This window comes from Streptomyces sp. NRRL F-5123 (assembly GCF_000721495.1).
Lineage (GTDB): Bacteria > Actinomycetota > Actinomycetes > Streptomycetales > Streptomycetaceae > Actinacidiphila.
The window spans coordinates 64,191-76,111 of the sequence record NZ_JOHY01000033.1; the positions used below are offsets into that span (position 1 = coordinate 64,191).

Annotated in this window: 10 protein-coding genes; 4 read left to right on the plus strand and 6 right to left on the minus strand. The window is 72.8% G+C overall.

The features are described 5' to 3' along the window. Window positions 1–190: 190 nt before the first annotated feature. The 4 genes from IH54_RS0124000 to IH54_RS0124015 all read right to left on the minus strand — a co-directional run bounded on the left by IH54_RS0124000 (window position 191) and on the right by IH54_RS0124015 (window position 3,526). Window positions 191–1,288 (minus strand): RNA polymerase sigma factor SigF, encoded by a 1,098-nt coding sequence (locus IH54_RS0124000; RefSeq protein WP_234343759.1) that lies wholly within the window; start codon window positions 1,286–1,288, stop codon window positions 191–193. Between the two features lie 123 nt (window positions 1,289–1,411). Then, window positions 1,412–1,825: an anti-sigma regulatory factor gene (locus tag IH54_RS0124005; RefSeq protein ID WP_031520302.1), complete on the minus strand. Its 414-nt coding sequence runs from the start codon at window positions 1,823–1,825 to the stop codon at window positions 1,412–1,414. 200 nt (window positions 1,826–2,025) lie between these two features. Beyond that, window positions 2,026–2,541 carry a GNAT family N-acetyltransferase gene (locus IH54_RS0124010; RefSeq protein WP_031520304.1) on the minus strand — a complete coding sequence of 172 codons (516 nt, stop codon included), beginning with the start codon at window positions 2,539–2,541 and terminating at the stop codon, window positions 2,026–2,028. Window positions 2,542–2,596: 55 nt separating this feature from the next. Next, window positions 2,597–3,526 carry a 1-aminocyclopropane-1-carboxylate deaminase/D-cysteine desulfhydrase gene (locus IH54_RS0124015; RefSeq protein WP_031520307.1) on the minus strand — a complete coding sequence of 310 codons (930 nt, stop codon included), beginning with the start codon at window positions 3,524–3,526 and terminating at the stop codon, window positions 2,597–2,599. A 150-nt stretch (window positions 3,527–3,676) separates the two neighbouring features. Here IH54_RS0124015 and IH54_RS0124020 point away from each other — a divergent pair, with 150 nt between their 5' ends. Continuing rightward, the gene (locus tag IH54_RS0124020; RefSeq protein WP_234343761.1) at window positions 3,677–4,594 is read left to right on the plus strand and encodes a MurR/RpiR family transcriptional regulator; all 918 of its coding nucleotides are present in this window, start codon (window positions 3,677–3,679) and stop codon (window positions 4,592–4,594) included. A gap of 70 nt (window positions 4,595–4,664) precedes the next feature. Here IH54_RS0124020 and IH54_RS0124025 read toward each other — a convergent pair whose 3' ends face one another. Further along, on the minus strand, window positions 4,665–6,695 hold the full coding sequence (locus tag IH54_RS0124025) for an N-acetylmuramoyl-L-alanine amidase (RefSeq protein WP_031520311.1): 2,031 nt from the start codon (window positions 6,693–6,695) through the stop codon (window positions 4,665–4,667). 427 nt (window positions 6,696–7,122) lie between these two features. Continuing rightward, window positions 7,123–8,337 (minus strand): NAD(P)-dependent malic enzyme, encoded by a 1,215-nt coding sequence (locus IH54_RS0124030; RefSeq protein ID WP_031520313.1) that lies wholly within the window; start codon window positions 8,335–8,337, stop codon window positions 7,123–7,125. 434 nt (window positions 8,338–8,771) lie between these two features. Here IH54_RS0124030 and IH54_RS0124035 point away from each other — a divergent pair, with 434 nt between their 5' ends. Genes IH54_RS0124035 through IH54_RS0124045 form a run of 3 tightly spaced genes read left to right on the plus strand, consistent with a single transcriptional unit; the run spans window position 8,772 to window position 11,577 of the window. After that, window positions 8,772–9,749 carry an ABC transporter substrate-binding protein gene (locus IH54_RS0124035; protein WP_031520316.1) on the plus strand — a complete coding sequence of 326 codons (978 nt, stop codon included), beginning with the start codon at window positions 8,772–8,774 and terminating at the stop codon, window positions 9,747–9,749. Between the two features lies 1 nt (window position 9,750). After that, window positions 9,751–10,767 (plus strand): amino acid ABC transporter permease, encoded by a 1,017-nt coding sequence (locus tag IH54_RS0124040; protein WP_078862480.1) that lies wholly within the window; start codon window positions 9,751–9,753, stop codon window positions 10,765–10,767. 3 nt (window positions 10,768–10,770) lie between these two features. Further along, window positions 10,771–11,577 (plus strand): amino acid ABC transporter ATP-binding protein, encoded by an 807-nt coding sequence (locus tag IH54_RS0124045; RefSeq protein ID WP_324607816.1) that lies wholly within the window; start codon window positions 10,771–10,773, stop codon window positions 11,575–11,577. The last annotated feature ends 344 nt before the right edge of the window (window positions 11,578–11,921 follow it).

Genomic DNA, 11,921 nt, shown 5'->3' on the forward strand with positions numbered 1-11,921 from the left:
GGGGCCCCGTCGGGGGCGCGGGGAACTGCGCTCCCCCAGAGCTTGGCCTGGGCGGTGCCCCCAGCCCCCGCCGGGGCGCGGGTCGTCACCGGCCCGAAGGGGCAGTTGCTGTCGTGCCCGGACCACCGGCCGGTGGCGGGTTGCGCGCGCAGTTCCCCGCGCCCCCGATGGCTCGCGCCCTGCGCAGCAGCTACTCGTCGATCAGGAGCTTGTCGCGCAGCTGCGCGAGGGTGCGCGCCAGGAGGCGGGAGACGTGCATCTGGGAGATGCCGACCTCCTGCGCGATCTGCGACTGCGTCATGTTCCCGAAGAAGCGCAGCAGCAGGATCGTCTTCTCCCGCGGCGGCAGCTGCTCCAGCAGGGGTTTGAGGGACTCGCGGTATTCGACGCCCTCCAGGGCCTCGTCCTCGGAGCCGAGGGTGTCGGCGACGGCCGGGGACTCGTCGTCGGTGTCGGGGACGTCGAGGGAGAGCGTGCTGTACGCGTTCGCGGACTCCAGGCCCTCCAGGACCTCTTCCTCGGAGATCTTGAGGTGCTCGGCGAGCTCGTGGACGGTGGGGGCGCGGCCGTGCCGCTGGGAGAGTTCGCCGGTCGCGGTGGTGAGGGCGAGGCGCAGTTCCTGGAGGCGGCGGGGGACGCGTACAGCCCAGCCCTTGTCGCGGAAGTGCCGCTTGATCTCGCCGACCACCGTGGGCGTCGCGTAGGTGGAGAACTCGACGCCGCGGTCGACGTCGAAGCGGTCCACCGACTTGATCAGGCCGATCGTGGCGACCTGGGTGAGGTCGTCGAGGGGCTCGCCGCGGTTGCGGAAGCGGCGGGCGAGGTGCTCGACCAGCGGCAGGTGCATGCGGACGAGCTGGTTGCGCAGCTCGGCCCGCTCGGGGGAGCCTTCCGGGAGCTTGTGCAGCTCGACGAAGAGGGCCCGCGCCCCTGACCGGTCCTGCGGGTCGTGCTCCCGGTCCCGGCCCTGACTCTGACTTTGGCCCCGGTCCTGGTCCTGGCCCTGATTTCGGCCCTGGTCCTGGCCCTGCTCCCGCTCCTGCGGGTCGTGCGCGTGCTCCTGGTCCATCGTCGTCGCCTGCTCCGCCGCGTCTTCATCCACGTCGTTGTCGTCTGCGTGATCGACGGGGTGGGGCCTGGCGCCCTCGCCCGCCGTGCGCCGCCGCTGCCCGGCCGGGGCCGCGCGGTCCGGGGCCTGGGCGGGCAGCGCGGCTCGGCCGCGTGCCGCGGGCACGTCGCGCTCCGCGGGTGTGCCGGGGTTCTCGTCCCGGGACAGCTCAGCACTCATCGCGATATCCCCGTCTTCCCCGTCGATTCCTGCACGGTTGTAGCGTCACCGGCCCGCAGCTGGACCGGGGACACGCTGACCTGGGCGGTGCGGGCGGCGGGGCCGCCGCCGCGCCCGCCGGTGTCACGACAGCCCTGGAACGGCGCCGCGCTTCTTGTGCAGACTGATGCTGACCGTCTTGTCCTCCGCGACGGTGGAGTCCACCTCGCCGGCCAGTGCGGAGAGCACCGTCCAGGCGAAGGTGTCGCGCTCCGGTGCCCGCCCGTCGGTCGTGGGGGCCGCGACGGTCACCCACAGCGAATCCCCGACGAGCCGGAAGACGCAGCTCAGCACGCTGCCGGGGACGGCCTGCTGGAGCAGGATCGCGCACGCCTCGTCCACGGCGATGCGCAGGTCCTCGATCTCGTCGAGGGTGAAGTCCAGCCGTGCCGCCAGTCCGGCCGTGGCCGTCCGCAACACCGACAGATACGCCCCTGCCGCGGGCAGCCGGACCTCGACGAAGTCCTTCGACCCGGGGTCGCCTGCGCTCTGGGACACCCTCACCTCCACGGTGGCACACAGTGATTGCTCTGGTTCGCAGCGACGCTATCGCGATCCGCGCCCCGCTGTCGCCCGGACGGAGGACGGTCGCCGCCATGGGTGAACCGGTCCGCGGGTGGTGCGGGGTGCGGGCGCGATACCGCGCTGTCACCCATGGTAAGCGCAAGGGTACGGACGGTCCGTCAGGGGTAGGGGTCTCAATTCGCATACGGGTTCGCCGGGTTCGCCGGGCTCGCCGCCTGCGCGGCCAGCGCCGCGAGGGCCGGTCCGGTCAGCCGCTGCACGGTCCACTCGTCCTGCGGGCGGGCGCCGACCGCGCGGTAGACGGCGAGCGCCTTCTCGTTCCAGTCGAGCACCGCCCACTCGAAGCGCGACCAGCCGCGTTCCACGCAGATCGCGGCGAGCGCGGCCAGCAGCGCCTTGCCGTGCCCGGCGCCGCGTGCCTGCGGCCGTACGAACAGGTCCTCCAGGTAGAGCCCGGGCGTGCCGGTCCAGGTGGAGTAGGTGCGGAACCACAGGGCGAAACCGACCGGTTCGCCGCTCGTGCCGTCCGCCGCGACGAGCGCGTGGGCGAGCGGATCGGGCCCGAAGAGGGCTTCCCGCAGCTGCTCCTCGGTGGCCCGGGCCTCGCTCAACGCCTTCTCGTAGTCGGCGAGTTCGCGGATCAGGGCATGCAGGACGGGCACATCGGCGGGCGTCGCGGCGCGGATCATGCCCCAAGATTACGGTCGCCTCATGTGACAGGCGTAAGAGGCGCACGGGAGCACGTCACCCCGTGATCACCGCGGCGACGCGGGTTCCCGGCGGGAAGGCGCCCTCGTCCGCGAGGGCCGCAACGCCGTAGAGCATCTTCGCGACGTAGACGGGCTCGGGGGACAAGCCGTGCCGGTCGGCGAAGCCGGCGGCGAACGCCGCCAGTTCGGGGGTGCTGCGGGCGAAGCCCCCGTGGTGGAAGCGCGGCTCCACGCGCCAGCGGCCGCGGCGGGCGCCGTACGCGGCCTGCTGGAGGCGCAGCACCTCCTGGCCGAGGAAGTCGCCCCGCAGGGCCGCGAAGCCGATCGCCTCCGCGCCCCCGCCGTCCGCCCCGTCCGCCCCGTCCGCCCCGGCGAGCCCGGCGGCCAGCCCCGCGAGCGTGCCGCCCGTCCCGCACGCGACGGCCACCACGTCGGCGGCGCCGCGCAGCTCCCGGCCCAGCTCGGCGCAGCCCCGCACCGCGGCGGCGTTGGAACCGCCCTCCGGGAGGACGTAGGCGCGGCCGTGGCGGGCCAGCAGCGCGGCGAGCACCTCCGGGGTGTCCTTGCGGCGGTAGGCGGCGCGGTCGGTGAAGTCCAGCTCCATGCCGTCGGCGGCGGCCCGCGCGAGCGACGGGTTGAGGGGGCGGCCGGCCAGCTCCTCGCCGCGGACCACGCCGACCGTGCGCAGCCCCAGCAGCCGCCCGGCGACGGCGACCGCGCGCAGGTGGTTGGAATAGGCGCCGCCGAAGGTGAGCAGCGTGTCGTGGCCCTGCTCCAGGGCGGCGGCGAGGTTGGGCCGCAGCTTGCGGAACTTGTTGCCGGGCAGCGCCGGGTGCACCAGGTCGTCGCGCTTGAGCAGCAGTCGCACCCCGTGCCGGGACAGCCGCTCGTCCGCGACCTCGGTCAGCGGCGAGGGCGGCCGCGGGTCCAGCGGCGAGGGCGGGGGAGAGGCGGGGGCGTCCACCCGGACATTGTCCCCCGCGTGTCACCCGGACGTGTGACACGCGTAGCGCGGACCGGGCCGTCCGGCGGCGGCCGCCGGCCGCTGTCCAGGGGGCGGGATTTCGCCCCCGCGGTTCCCAGAAGCACGTTTGGTGGGTGCATCCTTGGTCGGGTGTACCACATAGTCCAGGAACCACCGACCGACCGGTCCCTCGACGCCACTGCGCCCAGTGACTCGGCCGACGCTCTCACCGCGATGGTGCGGGGGCTGATGCCCTCGCTCACCCCCGCCGCAGCCCGGATCGCCACCCTGATCGTGGAGGATCCGGCGCAGGTGGCCCGCAGTACCATCTCCGAACTCAGCGCGCTGGCCGGCACCAGCGAGTCCTCGATCGTCAGAACCGCCCGCGCCCTCGGCTTCGCCGGCTACCCGGAGCTGCGCCTCGCGCTCGCGGTGTCCGCGGCCAAGCAGGAGCCGCGCTCGACGCTCAGCTCGGGCATCAGCCCGGACGACTCGGCGGCCACCGTCATCGGCAAGATCGTCCACACCGAGACCCAGGCCGTCCGCGAGACGGCGACCCAGCTCGACCCCGAGGCGCTGGACGGCGCCGTGCGCGCCGTGTGCGGCGGCGGGCAGCTGCACATCGCGGGCGTCGGCGCCTCCGGGCTCGTCGCCCAGGACCTCCAGCAGAAGCTCGCCCGCATCGGGCGGGCCTGCCACGCCCACACCGACTCCCAGTCGGCGCTGACCAGCGCGGTGCTGCTGGGCGTCGGCGACGTCTTCCTCGCGGTGTCGCACTCGGGGGAGAGCCGCGACATCCTGGAGCCGCTGCGGCGGGCCGCCGCCGAGGGCGCGACCACCGTGGTCATCACCAACCACCCGCTGTCGACGGCCGCCAGGACCGCCGACCACGTCCTGGTCTCGGCGGGCCGTGAGACGACCTTCCGGCCGGGCGCGATGGCCTCGCGCATCAGCCAGCTGGTCGTCGTCGACTGCCTGTTCGTGTGCGTGGCGCAGCGCACGTACGAGAAGTCCTCCCGCGCCCTGCACCTGACGCACGAGGCCCTGGAGTCCGACCGCCCGGCCTGAGCCCGGGCGCCCGGACGGCGTTCACCCGCGGTCCCCCGCGCCCCCCATCGGCGCGGGGAACCGCGGGGCGTCAGCCGGCGGGGACGAGGTCCACGTCGGCGGCGTTCACGAAGGCGACCCGGTGGTTGTAGACGATCTCGTACACCTTGGTCTGCCCGAGGAAGTCGTGCTGGTCGTACGGCGCCGACCCGTCGTAGTAGATGGCGAAGTAGGAGTCGGTGCGCACCGCCGGGCCCGCGGCGACGTAGGACTGCCCCGCCGGGATCGTGTACTTGGCGCGGGCCAGCTGACGGCGCGGGGCGGTGCCGCCCTCGAAGGCGACGAAGTCCGCGGGGTAGGCGGACGCCTCGGGGTAGGCCGTGGTGTAGACCGGCACCGAGGCCAGTCCCGGCTTGGGCACGATGCGCGCGGCCTTGACCGGCACGGTCACCGGGTGCGCGGCGGAGTCCTGGAGCCACGCCTTCGTGCCGCCCCACCAGATCGCCGTCCAGCCGGGCACGCGGTCCGCGACGACGTACTGCTCGCCCGCGGGCGCCTTGTCGCCCCAGTCGTTCATGGCCGTCGTCCCGGCGGAGCCGTCCGGGTGCAGGTACGGGTCGGCGACGAGCGGCGCGGTGGTGCTGGGCGCGGTGTGCAGCGGCACGAACGACGCGGCCTGGTCGGGTGCGGCCACCGGGCAGTCGAAGCTGCGGTAGGGGCCGGGGAACTGCTTGTAGCCCTGCACGTCGTCGCAGTAGGTCGTGGACTGGAGGTTGTGCGCGTAGCCGGGCTTGATCGCGACGGTGTCGCTGCCGGCCGGGGCGGTCGCCCGGATGGGCGCACCCAGCAGGTCGAAGAAGTGCTCCCAGTCCCAGCCGGGGCCCGGGTCCCAGTGCTGGGTGGCGACGCCCGACTCGGTGCCGCCGGGGATGTTGTCGTGGCCGAGGATGTGCGCGCGGTCCAGCGGGATGTCGTACTTCGCGGCGAGGTAGCGCACCAGCGAGGCGGTCGAGCGGTAGAGGTCCTCGCTGAACCAGGCGGCGCCGTGGGTCGCCCACGCCTCCTGCTCGATGGCGATGGAGTGCTGGTAGAAGGATCGGTTGGCGCTGTCCCAGGCGATGTCCTTGGTGGGGATCATCTGGGTGACGTGGCCGTCGCCGGACCGTACGACGTAGTGCGCGCCGGCCGCGTAGGTCGGGTCGCGGAAGAGGTCGAGGGTGCCGTCGTAGGTCTCGTCGGTGCTGTGCAGGGTGATGTAGCGGATGTCGAGGTCGCCGTTCGGGCGGTCGGCGAGGTCGTGGCTGCCGTAGTCGGCGAGGTCGGACGGGTCGAGCAGGGTGTACGCGCCGGGGACGACGTCGCAGTGCAGCGACGCCGGGCATTCGGCGGGGGTGCTGCTCCTCGGCGGCGTCACCTCCTTCAGGCCGAGCTTGCGGACGTCGCTCCGGTTCGGGTGCAGGTGGCCGACGGGGGCGAGGGTGACCAGCTGGCCGTCGGCGGTGGTGCGGGAGGCGCCGGAGGCCATCGTGGACCACACGCCGTCGGCGAAGGCCTGGGCGACGGTGTCCTCGGTGGACTGGCCGGCGCGGGCCGCGGCGGCGTACCAGCCGTCGGTGGTGCGCGGCAGCCGCCCGTGGCCGTAGCCGCGGGCGTAGGAGGCCAGCAGCGCGGCGCCGCCGCGGATGTTCTGCGCCTCGTCGCCGGTGACGGCCGCGATGTCCACGCCCAGCAGCGCGGCGGCGGCGCCCGCGGTGTGCTCGGCGGGGGCGGTGAGCAGGTCGGCGTAGCGCGGGGACAGGGTGCTCAGGCCGTCGCCGTCGAGGGTGGCGGCGGTGAGGTTCGTGAGGTTCATCGGTCCGTAGCCCGCCTCGGCGTTCGGCTGACCGGAGTGCGCCTCCCAGCGCGTCTCGTAGTACGACACCGCCTCCAGGACCGGCAGCGGGACGCCGAACTCCCGGGCCGCCGCGGTGAACTCCGCCTGCCGGCCCGTCTGCGGGTCCGCCGCCCCGGCCGTGGCCACGCCGCCGGCGGCGGCGCTCGTGAGGCCGCCGAGCAGCGCCAGCGCTGCGGCCAGCGTCAGGGCGCGGGTGTGGCGGGCGGTGCGGTGCGGGTGGCGCGGCATTCAGGCTCCCTCGCGGTGCGGGCGTGGCGTGAGCGGTGGAGAGGTACGTGCAGTGCGCAGCCTGACGAGCCGGAGTGGAAACGAGCAACACCCGGGGCGTAAATCCTGAAAGTTTTTGCCGGGTCCTGGCGGGAGCCGGTGGGGATGGGTGTGCGCCGGTGGGCGTGAGGGGCCTGCGGGCCCGGCGCCGGGGCCCGGCGCCGAGCGGGGAGGCGGGACGCCGGCGGCCCGGCGGTGGCGGCCGGCCCGCCCCGTACGGAGGGCGGGCCGGCCACGTACGGCACCCCCGCCCGCCGGTACGGGGAGCCGGCGCGCGGGGGTGCTCGGGTGTCCGGTGTCACTCCGGACAACCCTGAAGACTGCGCCGTCCCGGATTTTGTGACACCTACCGGTATGTGACGCTGGTCACATACCGGTGGGCGGTGCCTCAGCGGCGGGCGACGCCCTCCGCACGGGCCGCGGCCGCGACCGCCGCCGCCACCGCGGGCGCCACCCGCGGGTCGAAGGGCGACGGGATGACGCACTCCGCGCTCAGCTCGTCGCCGACCACACCGGCCAGCGCCTCGGCGGCGGCGAGCTTCATGCCCTCGGTGATGGCCGAGGCCCGCACCTGGAGGGCGCCGGCGAAGATGCCGGGGAAGGCCAGCACGTTGTTGATCTGGTTGGGGAAGTCGCTGCGCCCGGTCGCGACGACGGCGGCGTGCCGGCCCGCCACGTCCGGGTGGACCTCCGGTGTCGGGTTGGCCATCGCGAAGACGAAGGCGCCCGGCGCCATGCTCGCGACGGCCCGCTCGGCGACCGTGCCGCCGGAGACGCCGATGAAGACGTCCGCGCCCGCGAGCGCGTCCTCCAGCGAGCCGGCCAGCCCCGCGCGGTTCGTATACGACGCCAGCTCGCGCTTGACCGGGTTGAGGTCGTCGCGCCCGGCGTGGACCACGCCCTTGCGGTCCGTCACCGCGACGTCCCCGATGCCCGCTTCGAGCAGGATGCGCGCGATGGCCACGCCCGCGGCCCCGGCGCCGGAGATGACGGCCCGCAGGTCGCCGAGCCGGCGGCCGGTGAGCTTCGCGGCGTTGCGCAGCGCGGCGAGCGTGACGACGGCGGTGCCGTGCTGGTCGTCGTGGAAGACCGGGATGTCCAGCCGCTCCTTGAGCCGCCGCTCGATCTCGAAGCAGCGCGGCGCCGAGATGTCCTCCAGGTTCACCCCGCCGAACGACGGGGCGAGCCGGACCACGGTCTCCACGATCTCGTCGACGTCCGTGCAGTCCAGCGCGATCGGCACCGCGTCGACCCCGCCGAACTGCTTGAAGAGGATCGCCTTGCCCTCCATGACCGGCAGTGACGCGCGCGGGCCGATGTCGCCCAGGCCCAGCACCGCGGTGCCGTCGGTGACCACCGCCACCGCCTGCGACGTCCAGGTGTAGTCGTGCGCCAGCTCCGGCTGCTCTGCGATGGCCGTGCAGACCTCGGCCACCCCGGGCGTGTAGGCGAGCGACAGGTCGGCGGCGTCCCGCACGGGCACCGTGGAGGCGATCTCCATCTTGCCGCCGCGGTGCAGCGCGAAGACCGGATCGAGCGGGATGTCCTCGGCGTCGCCGCCGGTATCGCCGTGCGTCCTCGGATTGACGGTCTCGATTGCCAAGTTTTGACCCCTTTGTCAGTGAGTGAGGGAAATACTCCTCCCGCACGCGGCGGGCGCGCGCGGGAGAGAGATCGGGCCGGCGTCCTGCCCACGGGAACGAGTGAGCGAATCGGCGGACTGGGGACGCCTGGTGCGCCGCACGCGCACCGGCCCCGGATGAGGGGTGAGAATCCGTTCTACCGGATGACTGTTCCAGGGAGCCGCAACCACCGCGTGGCCGTGCGGCCCTGACAGGCATGGCCCCATCGCGGTCCTGCCGTGGTGTGCCGGCCCGATGGGAGCCCGGGGATCGCCCGTTATGCGATTTTGACACAACGAGGCCCCCGGGCGGCGCAGTCCGGATGGCAAGATGCACAGATCACACACGGTGGCGACACTCGAAGGCGTGTGCCAGCCCCAAGCACCACCACTCACCTCTTCAGGAGGACGCAGCGATGACGGCACGCATGTCCAGGCGTACCAGCGCCCTTTCCCGGCTCAGTGCGGTCGCCGCCGTCGCGGTGGCCGGAACCCTGGTTCTCACCGGGTGCGGCGACCAGACCAAGGACGACTCGCCCGCAGCGGGCAGCAGCCCCTCCACGGCCGCCGGCGGCGCCACGACCAGCGCGACTCCCGACTCGCTGTTCGCCCAGCTGCCGCAGAAGTACCAGTCCTCGAAGGTCGTCCAGGTCGGTACGGACGCCTCGTACGCCCCGATGGAGCAGACCGAGAACGGCCAGATCGTCGGCATCGACCCGGACCTCGGGGCGGCGCTCGGCGAGAAGCTCGGCGTCACGTTCAAGTTCACCAACGGTAAGTTCGACGGTCTCATCACGTCGCTCCAGACCGGGCGTTCGGACATCGTGATGTCCGCTATGAGCGACACCAAGGCCCGCCAGCAGGGCCTGGACGAGAAGGGCAAGAAGATCGGCACCGGCGTCGACTTCGTCGACTACTACAACTCCGGCTCCTCGCTGCTCGTGCAGAAGGGCAACCCGAAGGGCGTCAAGACGCTCGCCGACCTGTGCGGCATGACCGTGGCCGTCCAGCGCGGCACGATCTACGAGGACGCCTTCAAGAAGCAGAAGACCGCGTGCGGCTCCAAGGGCCTGACCATCCAGGCCTTCGACACCGACGCCGAGGCGCAGACCCGGGTCAAGGCCGGCGGCGCCGTCGCCGACCTCAACGACACCCCGGTGGCCGCCTACATCGCCCAGACCTCGGGCAAGGGCAGCGACTTCGAGGTGGCCGGCGCCCCCTCCGACGCCGGGCCCTTCGGCATCGCGGTGAGCAAGGACGACCCGCAGCTGCGGGACGCCCTCAAGGCCGCCATGGACGCGATCGTCGCGGACGGCACGTACGCCAAGATCCTGCAGAAGTGGAACGCGAGCTCCGGCGCGATCACCACCGTCGCGATCAACGGCGGCTCGTGACGTGAGCGGGACCCCCGCCGACCGCGTCCCCGAGGACGCGGTCGGCCCCTCCACGGAACCCGCCCCCGCGGACACCGTCCCGGCACCGGCGGACACCGCTCCCGCCCCGGCCCCCGCCGGGGTGCCGTACGAGGCCATCCGGGCCGTTCCGGTACGCCATTACGGGCGCTGGGTCGCCGCCGTGGTCGTGGTGGCGCTGCTGGGCTGGCTGGCGTACGGCTTCTCGCAGGGCAAGATCATCTGGCACACGGTCGGGATCAAGCTCTTCGACCACACGGTGCTCACCGGTGTCTGGCACACCGTGCTGATCTCGGTGTGCGCGATGGCCATGGGCCTGGTGCTCGGCGTGCTGTTCGCGGTGATGCGGCTGTCGAAGAACCCGGTGACCGGCGCGGTCGCGTGGCTGTACATCTGGTTCTTCCGCGGCACCCCGGTCTACGTGCAGCTGCTCATGTGGTTCAACCTCTCGTTGATCTTCCACACGATCAACCTGATGCCGCTGTACAAGAACGACACCGTCGCCGTCATGACCCCCTTCGTGGCCGCCCTGCTGGGCCTCGGCCTCAACGAGGGCGCGTACATGGCCGAGATCGTCCGGGCCGGCATCCAGTCGGTCGACGAGGGCCAGACGGAGGCCGCGCACGCGCTCGGCATGACCGGGCCGCGGACGATGGGCCGGATCGTGCTCCCGCAGGCGATGCGGGTGATCATCCCGCCGACCGGCAACGAGTTCATCAACATGCTCAAGACGTCGTCGCTGGTGTCGGTCGTGCAGTATTCCGAGCTGCTGCGCGCCACGTCCGACATCGGTGTCAGCTCCAACGCGATCATGGAGATGTTCTTCGTCGCGTCCGTCTGGTACCTGGTGCTGACCAGCGTCTTCAGCGTCGGCCAGTTCTACCTGGAACGGCGCTTCGCGCGCGGCTCGCAGCGCTCGCTGCCGCTGACCCCGTGGCAGAAGGTCAGGGCCAACCTGGCCGGCACGGCCACCACCCTGCGCCGACCGAAGGTGGGCTGACCCATGAGCACTCCCAGTCTCGACAAGTCCGCGCCCCCCGCCTCCGGGGTGGAGCCGATGGTGCGGGCCGAGAGCGTCCACAAGTCCTTCGGCGCCGCGCACATCCTCAAGGGCATCGACCTCCGGGTCGCCCCCGGCGAGGTGTGCTGCCTCATCGGCCCGTCCGGCTCCGGCAAGTCCACCTTCCTGCGCTGCATCAACCACCTGGAGAAGATCAACGCCGGGCGGCTGTACGTGGACGGCGTCCTCGTCGGCTACCGGCAGCGCGGCGACCGGCTCCACGAGCTGCGCGACCGCGAGGTGGCCGCCGGGCGGCGCGGTATCGGCATGGTCTTCCAGCGCTTCAACCTCTTCCCGCACATGACGGCACTGGAGAACGTCATGGAGGGCCCCGTCCAGGTCAAGCGCGAGTCCCGGGCGGCCGCCCGGGAGCGCGCCGGGGCCCTGCTGGAGCGGGTGGGCCTGGCCGACAAGGCCGCGAACTACCCCGCGCAGCTGTCCGGCGGCCAGCAGCAGCGGGTGGCCATCGCCCGGGCGCTGGCGATGGAGCCCAAGCTCATGCTCTTCGACGAGCCGACCTCCGCGCTCGACCCGGAGCTGGTCGGCGACGTCCTGGACGTGATGCGCGGCCTCGCCGACGACGGCATGACCATGATCGTCGTGACCCACGAGATGGGCTTCGCCCGCGAGGCCGGCGACTCGCTCGTCTTCATGGACGACGGTGTCGTGGTCGAGACCGGCCGCCCCCGCGAGGTGCTGGCCGACCCGCAGCACGAACGGACCAGGGCCTTCCTGTCCAAGGTGCTCTAGGGCCTGTTTCGAAAGTAGCGTCGTCCGCCCGCAGGGCGGGGCCGGAGGGGTCTGGTGCGTGCGATTGCAAGGCGGAGGGTGGGGGCACCTCCCGGGCCGCCAGGCCCAGGGGGAGAAAGCGCAGCGGGCTGCGCTGACGACCGACAACGCAGCAAGCGTGCGTGCCAGACCCCTCCGGGCAGACGGGACTTTCGAAACAGGCCCTGGTGCTGTGACCGGGAGGGTTTGCCGGTAGCTTGCGGCGTCCGGCACGGCACCTCGCTGCGTTGCCGCATCGACCGAGCAGGCCCACTACGAGGCCGATCCGGCGCCTTGCGACGCACCGCACCGGACGCCGCAAGCTA